13 protein-coding genes and 1 pseudogene are annotated in these 17506 nt (G+C 45.6%); 5 read left to right on the top strand and 9 right to left on the bottom strand.

What is annotated here, in order from left to right:
- Positions 1–5 precede the first annotated feature (5 nt).
- On the bottom strand, positions 6–626 hold the full coding sequence (locus tag C805_RS10675; protein ID WP_016213840.1) for an MBL fold metallo-hydrolase: 621 nt from the start codon (positions 624–626) through the stop codon (positions 6–8).
- A 216-nt stretch (positions 627–842) separates the two neighbouring features.
- On the opposite strand from C805_RS10675, the gene C805_RS10670 reads away from it, so the two are divergent.
- Positions 843–2492, top strand: coding sequence for a methyl-accepting chemotaxis protein (locus tag C805_RS10670; protein ID WP_016213839.1), 1650 nt, complete (start codon positions 843–845; stop codon positions 2490–2492).
- A 181-nt stretch (positions 2493–2673) separates the two neighbouring features.
- On the opposite strand, the gene C805_RS10665 is transcribed toward C805_RS10670, so the two are convergent.
- Together C805_RS10665 and C805_RS25110 are read right to left on the bottom strand one after the other, a co-directional pair.
- The gene (locus C805_RS10665; RefSeq protein ID WP_371197641.1) at positions 2674–4962 is read right to left on the bottom strand and encodes a RelA/SpoT family protein; all 2289 of its coding nucleotides are present in this window, start codon (positions 4960–4962) and stop codon (positions 2674–2676) included.
- Positions 4963–5119: 157 nt separating this feature from the next.
- Positions 5120–6034: a GNAT family N-acetyltransferase gene (locus tag C805_RS25110; protein WP_016213837.1), complete on the bottom strand. Its 915-nt coding sequence runs from the start codon at positions 6032–6034 to the stop codon at positions 5120–5122.
- Positions 6035–6195: 161 nt separating this feature from the next.
- Between C805_RS25110 and C805_RS10655 the strand changes: the two genes are divergently transcribed.
- The 4 genes from C805_RS10655 to C805_RS10645 all read left to right on the top strand — a co-directional run bounded on the left by C805_RS10655 (position 6196) and on the right by C805_RS10645 (position 10110).
- On the top strand, positions 6196–7374 hold the full coding sequence (locus tag C805_RS10655) for a glycosyltransferase (RefSeq protein WP_016213836.1): 1179 nt from the start codon (positions 6196–6198) through the stop codon (positions 7372–7374).
- Positions 7375–7659: 285 nt separating this feature from the next.
- Positions 7660–8169: a PX domain-containing protein gene (locus C805_RS25105; protein WP_016213835.1), complete on the top strand. Its 510-nt coding sequence runs from the start codon at positions 7660–7662 to the stop codon at positions 8167–8169.
- A 57-nt stretch (positions 8170–8226) separates the two neighbouring features.
- A complete protein-coding gene (locus C805_RS10650; RefSeq protein WP_016213834.1) occupies positions 8227–8808 on the top strand; it encodes a hypothetical protein in 582 nt (193 codons plus the stop codon).
- Between the two features lie 75 nt (positions 8809–8883).
- Entirely contained in the window at positions 8884–10110 is a 1227-nt protein-coding gene (locus C805_RS10645) for an EpsG family protein (protein WP_022750956.1), read from the top strand.
- A gap of 273 nt (positions 10111–10383) precedes the next feature.
- On the opposite strand, the gene C805_RS10640 is transcribed toward C805_RS10645, so the two are convergent.
- From C805_RS10640 to C805_RS10620, 6 genes and pseudogenes are all read right to left on the bottom strand, one after another.
- On the bottom strand, positions 10384–11442 hold the full coding sequence (locus tag C805_RS10640) for a DUF5692 family protein (protein ID WP_016213832.1): 1059 nt from the start codon (positions 11440–11442) through the stop codon (positions 10384–10386).
- A gap of 346 nt (positions 11443–11788) precedes the next feature.
- Positions 11789–12157 (bottom strand): desulfoferrodoxin family protein, encoded by a 369-nt coding sequence (locus tag C805_RS10635; RefSeq protein ID WP_016213831.1) that lies wholly within the window; start codon positions 12155–12157, stop codon positions 11789–11791.
- A gap of 115 nt (positions 12158–12272) precedes the next feature.
- A complete protein-coding gene (locus C805_RS10630; RefSeq protein ID WP_016213830.1) occupies positions 12273–13157 on the bottom strand; it encodes an aldose 1-epimerase family protein in 885 nt (294 codons plus the stop codon).
- Positions 13158–13233: 76 nt separating this feature from the next.
- Positions 13234–16122: an EAL domain-containing protein gene (locus tag C805_RS25100; protein ID WP_022750954.1), complete on the bottom strand. Its 2889-nt coding sequence runs from the start codon at positions 16120–16122 to the stop codon at positions 13234–13236.
- 86 nt (positions 16123–16208) lie between these two features.
- Entirely contained in the window at positions 16209–16748 is a 540-nt protein-coding gene (rbr, locus tag C805_RS10625) for a rubrerythrin (RefSeq protein ID WP_016213828.1), read from the bottom strand.
- A gap of 163 nt (positions 16749–16911) precedes the next feature.
- A pseudogene (locus C805_RS10620) lies at positions 16912–17496 on the bottom strand (peptidoglycan-binding protein); the annotation flags it as partial.
- Between the last annotated feature and the right edge of the window lie 10 nt (positions 17497–17506).

Raw genomic sequence — 17506 nt, 5'->3', positions numbered from 1 at the left:
TCTTTCTATAAATAAGGGTTATGGGCCCGCTCTGCTCCAATGGAGGTCCTGTCCATATGCCCCGGATAAACTTTTACTTCATCGGGAAGAACCATAAGTTTATCTTTGATGGAGCGCACAATCCCTGACATGCTTCCGCCCGGAAAATCTGTTCTTCCCACAGACTGGCAGAACAGAGTATCTCCGCTGAACAGCACTTTTTCCTTTTCCAGATAATAGCAGCAGCCTCCCGCAGTATGGCCCGGCGTATGCAGGACTTTCAGCTCCATTCCTGCCAGCTCCAGTATCTCTTCATCCTTTACAAACACATCGGCATGATACACATCTCTTAAGCCAATCATCAGAGAAACATTTTTTCCGGGATCCTTAAGCGTGTCTTTTTCCGCCTCATGGGCATATATTTTAATCCCGAACATTTCTGCCAGTTCCTCTGCCGCCATGGCATGGTCAAAATGGCCATGGGTAAGCAGCACCGCTTTCGGCTCCAGATTTTCCCGCCGGATACGGTCCGCCAGCATCTGAGCAGAATCTCCGGGATCCACAATCAGCATTTCTTTCGTTTCATTATTAATAATGAAATAACAGTTGGTTGCCACCTGTCCTACACAATACTGTTCAATTTTCATAATTTCCTCCATTCTGTGCGTTTTCAGCACAAACTAACAGCTATTTTATTATAACTCTTACTGTAAAAATTGACCAGATATTTTTTTATTTTCTCCTGAGATTCCAGGCAAAAAGTCACATTGCATTTTGCCTAAAAAACCGATAATATATAAACAGGCATGGAAAATAAGTACCATATTGCCTGAATACATCATAAAATTACAGGAGTGAGCAAAATGAACCGAACAGGTAAAAAAATGCGTCATCTCGGACGCAAAGTAGGCAGCTTAACGTTACTTCTGCTGGTTGTCAGCATCGCCATAACTGTCCGCCTGTGTCTTTACATGTCCTACGAACAGACTATGGAAATGCTGGAAAACCGCTGTGTCAATGGTACAAATATGCTGGCCTATCAGATGGAACACTATGAAATCGAAGACATGAACCAGCTGCTGGATGATCTGAAAAAGCAAATGGGCTGCGAATTTACAGTTTTCAAAGGTGATGAACGTGCCTATACCACCATTCAGCAAAACGGAACCCGCGCAACCGGAACAAAACTGTCGGCGGAACTTTCAGATATTGTGCTGAAGCAGGGCAAATCTTATGTAGGGCAGGCAAAAATCCTGGAAACGGATCATCTCTGTTCTTACGTCCCCGTCAAAAATACCGCCGGTGAAATCACCGGCCTGATTTTCGCAGGAATTTCCATGGAAATACTGTTTAAACAGATTAATCAGACCATACTGCTTACCTGTGTAGTGGGCGTGATTCTTGTAGCTGTGTGCAGTATTATTATGGCTGCTTTTATCCATCGTTCCGTTTCCCGGCCTCTTTCCAGCCTTACCCGGCTGGCAGTCACCATGGAGGAAGGAAACCTGGGTCTTGAAACAGGGGAAAAACTGACGGTCAATATTCGCTCCAATGATGAAATCGGCCTTCTGGCAGAAATTTTTGAAAATACCATTCTCCGGCTGCGGAGATATATCGGTGAAATCTCTTCTGTTCTGGAAGCTGTTTCCAATGGAAATCTGGCGGCGGAAACCACACAGGATTATGTGGGAGACTTCACATCCATAAAGACCTCTCTGGATACCATTCTGGAAAAACTGAATCACACCATGAGTCAGATTATGCAAAGTTCCTCTCAGGTTTCCAGCGGTTCCAGGCAGATGTCCATTGGTTCTCAGGCTCTGAGCCAGGGCGCTGTGGAACAGTCCGGCGCTGTGGAAGAACTGGAAGGAACCATAAAAACCATAGCATATCAGGTACAGCAGACAGCCGAACGGGCAGAACAGGCCAGTCAGAAAGTGGAAGAAGTCAGCGAACATCTCTCGGAAAGCAATCAGAAAATGCATGAAATGATAGAAGCCATGGAGGAAATCAGTGAAAGCTCCAGCGAAATAGGAAAAATCATCAAAACCATTGAAGCAATTGCCCAGCAGACCAACATCCTTGCCCTGAATTCCTCTGTGGAAGCGGCCCGTGCCGGGGAAGCCGGAAAAGGCTTTGCTGTGGTTGCCAGAGAAGTACAGGAGCTGGCCGGAAAGAGCGCCGAAGCCTCAAAATCCACCAGTAATCTGGTGGAACATTCCATAACAGCTGTGGGATATGGTACCAGAATTGCAAATGAAACTGCAGACCGTCTGGCCTCTGTGGTATCGGGAACCAGTGAAGTGGTGGAAACCACCAACTGGATTGCCAGTGCAGCCCGTACCCAGGCTGAATCTGTGGCTCAGATTCAGGATCGTATTATCCAGATTTCCAACGTGGTGCAGACCAATTCCGCCACCGCTCAGGAAAGCGCTGCCACCAGCCAGGAACTCAGTTCTCAGGCCGGACTTTTAAAAAACCTTATGGAAAAATTCCATCTCAGACAATCCTGACCGGGCCATGTTGCCTGCGGATATACATAATATTCTGTCTTACCGGAAATACCGTCACCCATTGGTGTGACAGGATATTTCCGATAAGATAACAGAGAATCCTTCTTTGCAGGATTCTCTGTTTATGCGGAGAGATTACGAAGCAGTCTGCTTCATCTCCATGACTTCATATCTTCCTTTTTCAGCCTCTGGTCCGCTCAATATCTATTACACTTTCCACCTGACGGATTTTATCAATCATACTGCTCAGTTCTTCCTTTCCTTTCGTTTCAAAGGCAAGGGTGATGGTTGCAACCCCCTGTTTGCTGGTGTTGGAATGAATGGCATTGATGTCAATCTGGCGTTCTGTCAGAATTTTCGTAATATCTACCAGCAGTCCGGTGCGGTTGTTGCCGTATATTTTGATTTCCGCCATATACCTGCCGCTTTCCCCTTCTTCTGCCTGCCATTCCGCATCCAGAAGGCGTACCCGCTCTATCTCGGAAAGGTTGATCACATTGATACAGTCTGTACGGTGAATGGAGATGCCCCTTCCTCTGGTGACAAATCCCACAATTTCATCCCCTGGCACCGGCGCACAGCACCGGGAAAATCGTACTGCCACATCATCAATGCCTCTTACCACAATTCCGCTTCCGGAACGGCTGCGGCCGTTTTTCTCCCTGCTGTTTCCATTGGAGGCTGCTGCTCCCAGTCCGTCATTTGCCCCATTGCGCAGGATATCTTCGTCGGTAAGGGCTTTTTTGTGGTCCTTTTTGTAATACTCCTGCATTTTATTGATAATCTGGCCTTCTTTCAGACCGCCGTGTCCCACTGCCGCCAGCACGGATTCCCAGTCACGGAATCCGTATTTCCGCATAATACGGGCCTGATAGGAAGTCTGATTCAGCTCCGGCCAGTTAATACTCTTTGTCTTACAATACTGAGCCAGAAGTTCTTTTCCTCTGGAAATGTTTTCTTCTTTAAATTCACTGCGGAACCACTGATTGATTTTATTTTTCGCCTGGGTACTTTTGACCACGTTGAGCCAGTCCCGGCTTGGCCCCCTGGAGTTCTGGGAGGTAAGCACCTCAATTCTGTCTCCGTTCTGAATCACATAATCAATATTCACCAGTTTTCCGTTTACTTTTGCTCCAATCATCTTATTTCCCACAGCAGAATGAATGCTGTAGGCAAAATCTATGGGGGTGGAACCGTTGGGCAGATTTTTCACATCCCCGGAAGGGGTAAAACAGAATACCGTATCGGAAAACAAATCCAGATCGCTTTTCAGCAGGCTCATAAATTCCCGGTTGTCTGACATGTCTTTCTGCCATTCCAGGATTTGCCTGAGCCAGCTTAATTTCGCCTCTTCCTGATTTTTTTCCGTCACCTTATTGCCATTGGAAACTTCCTTGTATTTCCAGTGGGCCGCAATTCCGAACTCCGCAGTCCGATGCATTTCAAGGGTACGGATCTGTATTTCAAAGGGCTGGCCCGTAGGGCCGATTAACGTGGTATGCAGAGACTGGTACATATTGGGCTTTGGCATGGCAATGTAATCTTTGAACCGTCCCGGAATGGGCTTATACATCTCGTGAATCACACCCAGAGCCGCATAACAGTCTTTCACGGAATTTACGATAATACGGATGGCAAACAGGTCATAAATCTGATCCAGCGTTTTATCCTGATTCACCATTTTTTTATAGATACTGAAAAAATGTTTGGCGCGTCCGTCAATGGAAGCCTCAATTCCGGCTCCTTTTATATGGCTTTTTACTTCTTCCACCAGCTGAGAAACATATTCTTCCCGCACGCTTTTGCGGACCGCCACCTTTTCCACCAGATCATAATAGGCCTCCGGCTCCAGATATTTCAGCGACAAATCATCCAGTTCAATTTTTATTTTGGAAATTCCAAGACGCTGGGCAATGGGAGCATAAATATCCATGGTTTCCCGCGCCTTCTCTTTCTGTTTCTCCGGTTTCATATATTTTAAGGTGCGCATATTGTGCAGCCGGTCAGCCAGCTTAATCAGAATCACCCGGATATCCTTTGCCATGGCCAGAAACATTTTGCGCAGATTTTCTGCCTGAACCTCCACCTTGTCAGCATCATAGGACAGCTGGCCCAGTTTGGTGACGCCGTCTACCAGCAGAGCCACTTCCTCGCTGAATTCCTGAGAAATTTCTTCTTCAGTCATTACCGTATCTTCTACTACATCATGGAGAATTCCTGCAACAATGGTTTCTTTATCCAGTTCCAGCTCTGCAAGAATAATGGCTACGCACAGAGGATGGATAATATAGGCTTCTCCTGATTTGCGCACCTGTCCCGTGTGGGCCTCGTCTGCAATCTTATATGCTTTTTCAATTAACGAAATATCTGTGGAGGGATGATACCGCCTCACACTGGCAATCAGTTCTTCATACAGACTTTCCGGACTTACAAATTCCTTTGTAGGTCTGATATGATCATCCGTATGCATGGCCAGTTCTTCCTGTTCGTTCAGTTGAATCATTTTCATATCTTCCATATGCACTACTCCATCCCGCAGGTTCTCTCATCTTCCATAAATTTATCTGAGTCAGATTATCTGTATCTGTTCCTCATATACAGATAATCTACATTATAAATAATTTTGTCTAAAAATGCAACGTTTTCGTGTACCTTTGCATGTTCTTTCCCTGAATTTTGACTTCTTCCTTCCAGGAAAAACCGAGTTTTTCCGCCAGATGAATGGAAATCTTATTTTCTTTTTCAATCAGGCAGTGAATTTCCTCAAATTCTGTCCCTTCCTGCGCAAACTGCAGAATCCCCTCGCACAGTTCTGTGGCATATCCCCGGTTCTGAAAATCTTTCCCTATGACGTACCCCAGCTCCAGGGCCGGTTTTCCGTGAATCTCCCGGTTATTCAGCCCGGCTCTGCCGATAATGGTTCCGGTGGATTTTTCCACTGCTGTCCAGATACCGTACCCATAGAACAGATACATGTTCTGAATATACGCTCTGGTATATTCTTCCTCCTTTTCCCTGTCTTCATACAATCTGTCGATATAATCTGTAATTCCGGCGCCCTGATACAGCTCGTAGAGTGTGTCCAGGTCCTCCAGCATGATTTCCCGCAAAAAGCATCGCTCTGTTTCAATCACCGTCCAGGGAAGCCCATATTTTCTCTGATACATCCGTTCCAGAAAATAAAAATCCACTTCTTCAAATCCTTCTATCTGTATCAGCGGACCGGAAAGGCTCTGCCCCGGCAGAAGGGGATTTCGGTATCCCACTGCGGCAATATCCAGTTCTTCTGCCAGGGCAAGGGTTCTGTCCGCGGCCCCCAGCAGCAGGCAGTCCTCAGGCTCCAGCCGGTGCAGTTCCAGTACCACCTTAAGTTTTTCTCCGGTATCCGCCTGAAACATATCGAGATTGACAATCTGCACTCCGTAACGGTAAATTCCGTCCAGAAGTTCCGTCAGCCCATCCTCCATCACAAACCGTTCCAAATCCTCCGGCCCGGCCGTATTCATTTCTCCCAAAGACAGAATCAGTCCCCGTAACGCCATAAGTTCCTCCCATCCGATATACCCTGTTATATGTTTTCTTTCCTCATTATGACACTGAATACAGAAAAAAACAAGAAAGAATCCTCGCTGGCAAATACAGATGCCAGGTGCTATAATCGTAATAAAAGAGACAGATACCATCTGGAAAGGAGCTTTTTCAAATGAACCCATCCCGTATTATTTTTATCAGAGGCCCCATAGAAACTCTGACCTTTTTCTCTCAGCAGCTGGCAGAAGCCCTGGAGGAACAGGGACTGGAAACCTGGTTCTGGGATATGAAATCTCCTCTTGACAGCCGGGAAACATTCCTTTCCTTCCGGGATTTGGAACACACGGTACTTCTTACTTTTAATTTTATCGGCCTGAACGGAGAATCCCAGTTCCTGTGCGGAACACACACTTCTCTCTGGGAGCAGTACCGAATCAGAACCTGCTGCATTCTGGTGGATCATCCAATGTATTATTTCCGCCAGCTTTCCCTGCGCCGCAGCTTTCTCACCCTGTTTTGCATCGACCGGGACCATCAGGCCTTTGTGGAACAATTTTATCCGGAATACGGCAAAGTACATTTTCTGCCTCTGGCCGGCACCATACTCCCGGAACAGAGGATTCCATACGGGGAACGTGAGACAGACGTAATATTTGCCGGAAACTATGCCGCTCCGGAAAATCTGATCCGCCATATCCGGAATATGGACCAGGAAAGCAGAGAATTTTATTTCGATATCATACAGGAATTTCTCAACCGTCCTGACCAGCCCATGGAGCAGGTTCTGATCTCCAGACTGAAAAAGGAATTTCCTCAGATTAACGGACAGGAGCTTCTTTCCTGTCTCCACAGCATGACATTTATTGATTTATATGTACGTTCCTGGTTTCGCCGGAACATCATTTTATCTCTGGCAGAGCAGGGCATTCCTGTTCTGGTCCTGGGAAAAGACTGGGAGCTGTCCGGCTGCAGCTGCCCGCAAAACCTGATTCTGGCAGGACAGCAGGATTCCCGTACCTGCCTTGTGCGGATGAGACATGCAAAAATTTCCGTCAACATAATGCCCTGGTTTAAAAAAGGCGCTCACGACAGAATTTTCAACAGTATGCTCCAGGGCTGTGCTGTGGTAACCGATTACTCAGATTATCTGGAAGAAATCCTTCAAAAAGGACAGGACTCCATGGCTTTCACACTGGAACATTCCGAATCCGTCAGCCAAAACGTCTGCTGGCTTCTGGAGCACCCCAGGGAGGCTGAAGCCATGGCCGAAAAAGGATACCAGAATGCTTCCCTTCATCATACCTGGAAAAACCGTGCCTGCACGCTTCTGGAAATTATTTCCGGTCTCTGATGCAGACACGGGCGTCTGCAATCTGATCACACCATCTGTTCTCTGAAAAATTCCGTTATTTTCATATTGATTCCATTTCAAAATTTCTTTTATTCTAAAAATTCTATCATTCTAAAAATTTCTTTCATCCAAAAAAATCCCTCCTATAATTGTCGAATAATTTCATAAATTGTCGAATTATAAGGCATTTTGTCGACTAATTTTCCTTGAATTTAATCAATTTTCGATATATACTGATAAAAACAAACAATTTACACCAACAAAAGAACAGGAGGAAACAAACTTATGAGTAAAGGTAAAAAACGAGCCCTGATTATTGCGGGAATACTTCTGCTCCTTATCCTGACCATTGCTGTCTGCTATTTTCTGTTTACCGGAAAAGATGATGAGGATCTTTTATACGATGACAATGCCACCGCCGGCATTATGCCGGGTGTAGACGTAGATGAACGCAGAAAAGAGCTGCAGAATCTTCTGGACCGCAGCATGATTGCATTTTCCATCAACACCTCCCCGGTTTTTCTGAACGGGACTTCAGAAGGCAATCTTCTGATTGAAAACCCTGGAAACAATGCAAAACTCCTGCGGGTCAGCATTCTGATTAATGAAACAGACGAAGAAATTTATGCTTCCCGATATTTAAAACCGGGAACTTATATTGAAAATGTCAAACTTGACAAGGTTCTGGAAAAGGGAACCTACGACGCCACCGCTTACTTCCTGGCTTATGAGGAGGACAGCGGGGAATATATCGGACAGACGGGAGCCCAGATTACCATTACGGTACAGAACTGACACCGCCCGATTAACTACGCTATCATACTGCGGCAGATGGGGACAGGAGGTATACATATGAAGAAAAAAACCATGTTTTTACAGCTTGTACTGGCAGCATGCCTGCTCTTTTCCTCAACTGCGTTTGCCGCTGAGCCAGCTTCCACCAGGGATATTCCTGTTGGAGGTTCCGGACAGGTGGAAATGGTAGGAACCGTGGAACCAACCATTCTCACAGTTACCATGCCTACCTTTGTTCCTTTTAACATCAGCAACAGCCTTTCCACCCAGAACAAAGTTATTTCTCCCAGAATCAATGTGAAAAATAACTCCAATGTACCGGTTCAGGTAGACGTGGCTTCCACCAGAATCGACATCAGCAAGCTGAAAAATACAACCTGGAGCAACACCGGCGCAGTCAATGCCCACCAGATTGCCATCGGTCTGAAACAGGAAGAAGTTGCAAACGAAATGCCAAAGGATCTGGCTAATACCAGATGGCTGCAGCAGAATCAGACAGACGAAATGAATGTGCTGATTCTGGACGCAAATCAGGACGGAGCCCTCTATGTAGTGGGTACTCTGGGCCAGGACGTATCCGAAAGCGCCACATTTAACGTAACGCCTACCTTTGTGGTAAGAAAAACATCCATTCAGTAAAATCAGGATTCTGACATAGCAGACTGATTAAATAATTTGCCCATCTGCTGCAGTATATAGATAAAAGAATGCGCCATGAAGTTCTTTGTGTCGGCGCACTGCGGGGCAGTGAACTTCAAATCCGCGCAGATACAGGAAAAGAAAGGAATTATCATGGCTGTTTATTATTTTACCATCTCCATCCTTACCGGACTGGGATATATTTTGTCAGAAAAAAATATACTCTTCCGTAATAATACAAATTACGATGTACCAAACGAAAAGAAAGCAGCTGCCTTATGTCTGGCTGCTGCTTTTCTGATATTTACCTTTCTGGCGTCCTTCCGCTATGCCATCGGATTTGATTATTTTTCCTACCGGGACATTTATACCTTTGTATCCGGCTGGTCCTTTGATGATATTTTCCTCATTTACCCGGAAGAACCCCTCTATTATGTGATATGCAGGCTCTTTTCCCTGGCCGGCTGTCCCTTTCCCCTCTTTCTGCTTATCATAAATATTTTTCTGATGGCTGTATCCATGCAGTTTATTTACCGCTTTTCCAGACTTCCATGGCTGAGTGCGTACCTCTACATTACCCTGCAGTTTCTGGCATACAACATGAATCTGATCCGCCAGTCCATTGCCACCGCCTTTTTCATGCTGGCTTATCCTTACCTGAAAAACAGGAAGCTGCTGCCCTTTACCCTTTTTATGGCAGCAGGCGGCCTCTTCCACAACTCACTGCTGTTCCTGTATCCTCTGTACTTCCTGCTTCCCCTGAAATTCAGCCGGAAATCCATGGGCCTGTTGACGGGTGCTGTCTTACTGGTATATCTTTTCTTTGATCCTCTGTTTCAGCTCCTTGTCCCCTTCCTTCCCGTAAAATATGCCGCTTATCAGGGTGGTTACTTCTGGAATTCCAACGGATTTGACTATGTGATTCCCTCCGGCGTTTACTGTCTGCTTATTTATCTGTTCCGAAACCGGCTGGGTGATTCCCCTCAGGGCAGAATTTTTCAGAACAGCGCCCTGTATCAGTTTCTGATTACATTATTTATCACAAAACACTTTATCCTGGAGCGGTTTGCCATCTATCCCTTTGTGTTCTCCCTGACTGCCATTCCGGAACTGATTCACTCTTTCCGTGAAAAACCGGGAACTGTGGGAAAATTTTCCCTGACGTACCGCCGTGTTCTGATGCTGTTTCTGCTGTTTGGCCTGGGGTATTTCCTCTTCGCCTCAAACCGGGGCTTTCATCGCGTCTACCCCTATGTGAGCCTGATAGACAAAAGCTGTTCTGCCCCGGCGGCCCCACCGTAAAAGATTTCACACATTACATTCAAACCGTCCAGGTCCCTCATTCATAAGGGACCTGGACGGTTTGCTGCGCCATTTGCGGTGCGTCAGAGCATACGCAGTATGCTGAACGTATCGCGTTTTAGCACAATTGCGAAGCAATATTTTACCTCTTGTGCGAGTACCCTCGCTTCGCTGGGGCAGACCCTGCGCATAATTATTTTTTATTCTACAGGAAGACCCTGTCACGCTTTAGCGCGACAGGGTCTTCCCTATTAGAATGAAAAACAGTAATTCCTACTGCTCTTCCGCCCTTGCCATTGCAATCTGAAAATCCTCCTGATCGGTAAAGATTTCCTCTTTGTACGGATTCTTTTTCTGCTCCACCGCACGTTTGATAATGGCAGTAAGGCAGATTACATTGGCACCCAGTGCAATCAGAGCCACAATTCCCTGTGCCCTTGGATCTGCAAAAGCGGGCTGGGTGGAATTGGTCAGTGCCATACCGTCTGCATATCCCGGTCCGTACAGCGTCGGAAGTACGGAAAATCTGCCGCTGACCTGAAACAGCGGGAATACCTGAGCAAACATACACCAGGTAGCCAGCGTATTGGCACGGTTCTGAATCCATCCGCCCTTGTTCCAGAATTTGTTTGCAAAAGTGGGAGCCAGCAGCAATGCAAAACCGCAGTACCAGGAATGGGTAGGAAGATTCAGGTATGTATATTCAAAATTCCAGAGATCATACGCAATAATGAAACACCAGGTCATATCCGGCCACAGCATATCATGTTTCTTTTTGGAGGTGTAAATTCCCCACCAGCCTGTCATACAGAAAATGTTGATGATTCCTGCAATACCATTTACCCAGTTCCACCATCCACCGTAGCGCCATACGCCTTCGTTGGAAAACCAGTATCTGGATCCTGTCTCTGCCAGAGCCTGCGCACCTTTGATGGCAGATTCAAAATCGGAACCCACCGCAATCAGAATATTAATTGCCACAATCACAAAAGGAAACGCTTTAAACCACTCTGTTTTACCGATACTCCATTTGTATTTGAGCATCATAAAGCCCACACAACCGGCTGCTGCTGCATACAGCTTCGCATAATGGAACCATCCGCCCATGTAGAGATGAGTCTGATTATTAACGGCCCATTCTGCTCCGGAAGAAGCTCCCACTGCAATGGCAATGAAATATACCGTCAAAACTGCAGGCAGTACAAGGAAAAAGAAAATTCCTCCTGCTTTCGAGCGGCGGGCAATTTCATTACAGATGACCAGCCCGGCAAATACCATCACCCAGCCAAGCAACTGATACATGGCGTTTTCACCATAGATTTGAAATAACATAGCACATATCCTCCTTCATTCTTTCACTGTGCTGTTGAACTGCTACCCTTTAATAAGGTATAAATTTCAACTGGTCTGACCAGTTATTTGATAAAATTTTAACACTTTCTTTATAATTTTTCAAGTTTTTTAATAATTTCCCTTGCATTCTCAGCACTTCTACTGAATTTTCCCCCGGAAATTTGTTATTAATTTATCATGTTTTCTGGTCTAACCAGTACCAGGCGGCAGTTTGCACAAAAGAACACCTGGTGCGTCTCTTCCGTATCCCCAGAGTATCCGTCACCGCCATACATAAATACGGCCGCACCGGATAAAATTCCAATGCGGCCGCATCATCAATATCTTATTTAATTTCCGCCACCCACAGGCCATGAAGATTGCAGTATTCATAGGCAGCTACCGGTTTCTCTCCGGCAGGCAGAACAAACTCTGCTTCCGGCTTCTCTCCGGGCATAAGTTTCCGCAGCATTCCGCCCCGGTCTGTCTCCAGATAAATCCACATGATATAATGGGCTTCCAGCATGGGATGTTCCAGTTCTCCTACCTTCACCACAACCGTATCGCCCTTTTTCTCCACAACCGGAACATGTTTTTCACCGGCAGCGTCTGTGGAATTGGCCTTCAGCTCCTGAAAAACCTTCGCCTCATCATGTTCTCCTGCCACAAGTTCCATTGCTGTTGTACAGCATTCCTTACACTTGAAAAATTTCATATCAGCTTCTCCTTTACTTCTGAACATTATTTGATTTCCTAATTGGCTGTATTAAACAGTATGCCCATATTTCATCTTCTTTTATTCTGCCGGACTGCAACTTTCATACGGCCTGTTACTGTTCTACACGAATCTGCCAGGACCGCTCAAACACTTCTCCCGGACCCAGTCTGTTGCTCCATTCACGGTTTTTAAGGGTTCCCTCAAAGGTCTCCCGGTCACATCTTCCATACCAGGGTTCTATGCACACAAAGGGCGCGTTCTTTTTCTCCGGAGACCAGATTCCCACCAGGGGCGCCTGAAAAGATACGGTCAGATACCGACGGTTTTCCGGGTCTGCCAGTCCAACCCTGCTCACCTGATAGTCTTCAATAATATAGGCCCCTTCATCAAAAAATCCTTCCTGCAGAAGACGCCTGCCTCCGGACAGTTTCATCATGTTTTTGCCATTGTACATAAGCCCTGTCTCCAGACTGGCTCTGGAAAATATCACCTCGTCTTTTCCATCCAGCCAGATACTGTAATCTTCCTGCTGTTCTCCTTCCCTCAGAGGACAGTAAAATCCCGGATGACCTCCGATGGAAAAATACATCTCCTTCTTTTTTTCCTGACTGATCACTTTCCACTTCACCGTCACTTCTGTCCCCTGAAGGACATAGCCGATTTCCAGCCTGAAATCAAAAGGATAACTCTCTCTGGTCATGGGTGTGGCGTCCAGAGAAAACCAGATTTCCTCCTGGTTTTCCTCCGTACAGCTGAATTCCATATCTCTGGCAAATCCATGCTGAGACATCCGGTATTCCCGGTTTTCATATCTGTACTTATTTTCTTTCAGCCTTCCCACAATGGGAAAAAGCACCGGGGAACGCCGGCCCCAGTACCGCTCATCTCCCTGCCAGAGATATTCCTGTCCTGTTTTATTACTTTTCAGAGAAACCATCTCTGCCCCCAGTGTGGAAAACCGTACCGTCAGTTCTTCGTTATTTAATTCATATATCATAGCCTTTCCTCCTCCTGGTACAGAATTATTCCGTACCGCTGTGTATTAATTTAACTCACAGTACCCCCGTATTTTATTATATCATCTGCTCAAATTCGGTTACGGGAACAGGCCGGGAAAACAGATATCCCTGGGCCATATCACAGCCGATTTTTTTCAGGAAGGATAACTGGCGTTCCGTCTCCACTCCTTCGCACAATGTCCCGATTTCCATCCGTTTGGCCATTTCCACCACCTGTTCCACAATGATGTTGCTGCGCATGGATTCTTCCGCCTCGTCCAGAAATCCTTTGTCTATTTTCAGAACGTCTACCGGAAGCTCTTTTAACAGGTTCAGGGAAGAATATCCGCTTCCAAAATCATCAATAGACACCTTAAATCCTTCTTTTTTGCACTCCTGGATAAAGGATTTTACCAGATTCAGTTCCCCGCCGATAATGGTTTCTGTCAGCTCCAGTTCAAAATCCCGTCTGGAAACCTGATATTTTTCCACCAGCCGGTTCAGATTGCTGAAAAAATCCATTGTACTGATATGTACTCTTGACACGTTGACAGAAACGCAGATGGACGGTTTGCCTTCCTGTTTCCACTGTGCCATTCGTTTCAGCACTTCCTCATATACAAAAAAATCCAGTTTCAGAATAAACCCGTTTTTCTCAAACAGGGGAATAAATTCATCCGGCGGAATCATCCCTTTCTCCGGGTCTGCCCAGCGGATCAGAGCTTCCGCTCCCATAATTCTTTCGGAGCGAAGATCATATTTTGGCTGAAGATATACCTGAAATTCCCGGTTTTCCAGCGCCTCCTCCATACGCTTTTCAATGGCGCTTTCCTTCTCCAGAATATTTTTCATATTTTCGTCATAATAAGCCTGACTGCAGCCCGCCACATCTTTGATGGTTTTGCGTGCAATGGAGGCCTGGTCCACATAGGGTATCAGGTCTGAGGCGGACTCTCCCGGCATAATCCTGCGGATTCCGGCTTTTATTACTACTTTATAATACTGGCGTTTGCCATTGTTGTTAAAATAAATGGGTTTGCTCAGGGGTTCTAACATTTCCGGCCTGTAATCCTTTTCTTCTGTCAGAATCAGAAAAATATCTGCTGTATTCCGGGCGGTATAGCCCCGCTCTTTGAATATTTCCTGAATCCGTTCCCCCATCACGCACAGAATGCAGTCTCCGGCTTTGGAACCGAAATCGTTATTGATAAACTTAAATTTATTGATATCCAATGTTATCATCAGATATGTCCTGTCTTTGTTTTTTTCCAGAATTTCCTGCGCCTCTTTATAAAATTTCACACGGTTCCACATTCCGGTAATGGAATCTGTCATTGCCAGATGGCGGAAATGTTTTTCTCTTTTTCGGATAATAACAAACACAGCCAGTATGATCAGCAGCACCGCCCCGCAGATATGAGGGAAAAATTTGCCTGCCGTCTCCATCAGAGAAGGCTCATATACCACATTGATGGCATGTTCCGTAATACATTTTTCAAATTCACTTTCCGGAATCTGATAGATGGCTTTGTCTATAATACTTTTCAGCTCTTCCGTATGGTTATTCCCGATTCCTACGCTGATTGGAAAAGTTTTCGTCATATTGGGAACGATTTTCAGGTTGTCATACTGGTTCAGATTATAGACTGTCTGCAGAAAAATGGCATTTACAGCTGTAACGTCCGCTTCCTCCCGGTTCACTGCTTTCAGGCAGTCCCTGACACTGTCATACAGGGCAATTTTCCACCCCGGCTCCTCCATCTGGAAAAAATACCGCAGTCCCACATAATTTTTAGGAAGGGCAATGGACATACCATCCCTGATTTCCAGTCCTTTTCTGCCAATCAGGGTATATTCCGCCGACAGATAACTCTGGGAATAAGTCATATGGTAATATTCTGCGCTTCTTTCATTTCCATAATTCCCGGCAATCAGATCCACCTCGCCGCTGGCAACCAGATCCCAGGCTTCGGAAAAATTCGTCAGAGGAATAAATTCAAAATTCAGGCCGCTTTCCTCGGAAATCAGGCGCATGGCTGCGGCATATACACCGGTATACTCCCCTGTTTCCTCATCCACATATTCCAGCGGGTAACTGTCGGCGTCACAGGCCACTCTTATCGCCTCATTCTGATTAATAAATTCATATTCCTCTCTTGTAATCCCCGTCAGTTTTTCTTCCGGATTTCCATAAAAGTTCTTATATATGGAAGAAATATAAAAAGGCTTTTCCTGCCTTAAAGCAGCACCTGCCTGATTCAGTTCTTCCATTAATGATTCTTTTCCTTTACGGACTGCAAAATATTCTTTTTCCAGTCCGGCTTTCCCCACATATTTGCACCGGTATGTTTCCTGAAGGCTGGACAGAAGCACCATATCCACCGTTTCGTTTTTTAATGCCGCCATCTGTTCCGTAAGCCCGTCCAGATATACCGGCTCATATGTTATCCCATTGGTTTCCCCATAGGTTCTAAGGCTCTGTTCCAAATCTGAATTTCTGTCAATTCCAATTTTTTTCCCATCAATTGCTTCATAATCATTATAAAAAATCTCGTTATTATCTTTCCAGGTACACAGCATACCGTATTCCGGCCCGGAACTTTCCTCACTGAACAGCAGTTCTTCCTGTTCTGCACAGTCCCGGTGCACATTGCACAATAAATCCACCCGGCCGTCCAGGAGTCCTTCCAACCGTTCCTCCGGTGGAAGTTCCACATACACACACTCCCATCCGGTATATCTGCAAAGCTCATTCAGGTAAGTGATGCCATAACCGTACAGGTTACCGTTACTGTCTGTCTGAATCATTTCATCATTATCACTGTAGCCTACAATAACTTCTTTACTTTCCTCCGTGCCTTTTGAAGAAGCGTATCCTGGCTTTGAAAATATCAGCATGGCAGTCATCAGGACACATACTGGCAACATACAAAAAAATCCGATTTCTCTCCTGAATTTTCTCATAATCCTTCCACTTTTCCTTCCGCCCAGTACGATGGTATTTACAAAGCCGCCCCCGGTCTTTACAGACAGTGAGGGCGGCTTCTTTTTTAATAATTTTCTGCTTTTACCTGGAAATAAGCCTGGGGATGCGCACATACCGGGCATTCCTCCGGTGCTTCTTTTCCAATACAGATATGTCCGCAGTTGCTGCACTGCCAGATAACGTCTCCATCTTTGGAAAATACTTTCTTACCGGTCACATTATCAAGAAGTTTACGATATCTTTCTTCATGCTCTTTCTCTATCTTTGCAACGCCTTCAAACAGGTCCGCAATATCGTTAAAACCTTCTTCTCTTGCCTCTTTTGCAAACTGAGCATACATGTCGGTCCACTCATAGTTCTCGCCTTTTGCAGCAGCTTTCAGATTTTCTTCTGTGGTTCCCACACCGTCGTTCAGAAGTTTATACCACATTTTTGCATGTTCTTTTTCATTTGCGGCTGTCTCTTCAAAAATAGCGGCAATCTGTACATATCCGTCTTTTTTTGCTTTGCTGGCAAAATAAGAGTATTTATTTCTTGCCATAGATTCCCCTGCAAATGCTGTCTCCAGGTTCTTCTGGGTCTTTGTTCCTTTCAAATCTGCCATGTATATTTCCTCCCTGTATATTCCTGTTTATATTCTCCTGCTACGTTTCTACTTTACCTTTTTTTCCCACTTCTGTCAATAAACGATAAGAGCTTTTTTATTCTACAGGATAATATTTTCATACTTTAAAGTGACAGGGCCTTCCCTGTAGAATAAAAAAGAACTAAGTAAGTTCCGCGATTCTGGTAACTCCCACATAAATCTCGGAAATTTTATACCAGGTGGCATAATCCACCACTCCGGTCTGGGGCAGCCCGAAAACCGACTGGAACCTGCGGACAGCTCTTTCCGTGGCCGGACCGAAAGCTCCGTCTGCCGCCACTCTGGGAATGGAGGTATAGACCTGAGCAATCCGGTTTAACTGTTCCTGCATCTGGCGCACTTTATCGCCTCTGGAGCCCACCTGCAGATTTTCACGTGGCCAGGAAGCCGGGATACCGGAAATTTCTTCTGCCTCATTGATGTACATGTTATTTCCATAATAATAACGAAGGATTTCTATGGCGCTGTAATTCTGATCTCCCAGATATTTGGACCCCCACTGGCTCAGCCAGTTGGGACAGGTCACCCGCTGCCCGTCGCAATACTGGGTCAGGATTGGCTGTTTCACATTGGGTCTGGACAGGAAATTGGTAAACATCTCGTCTACTACACGGGAAATACTGGAAAAATAATTCCTCCCGTACACCCATTTGTGGTCATAGGCCGTGGAAGATGTAATGGTAAAGTCATAGCCTTTGTTCCGGTACAAGGGAATC

The sequence above is a fragment of the Eubacterium sp. 14-2 genome, from assembly GCF_000403845.2.
Taxonomy (GTDB): Bacteria; Bacillota; Clostridia; order Lachnospirales; family Lachnospiraceae; genus Petralouisia.
This window is presented reverse-complemented; position numbering and strand designations above follow the sequence as displayed.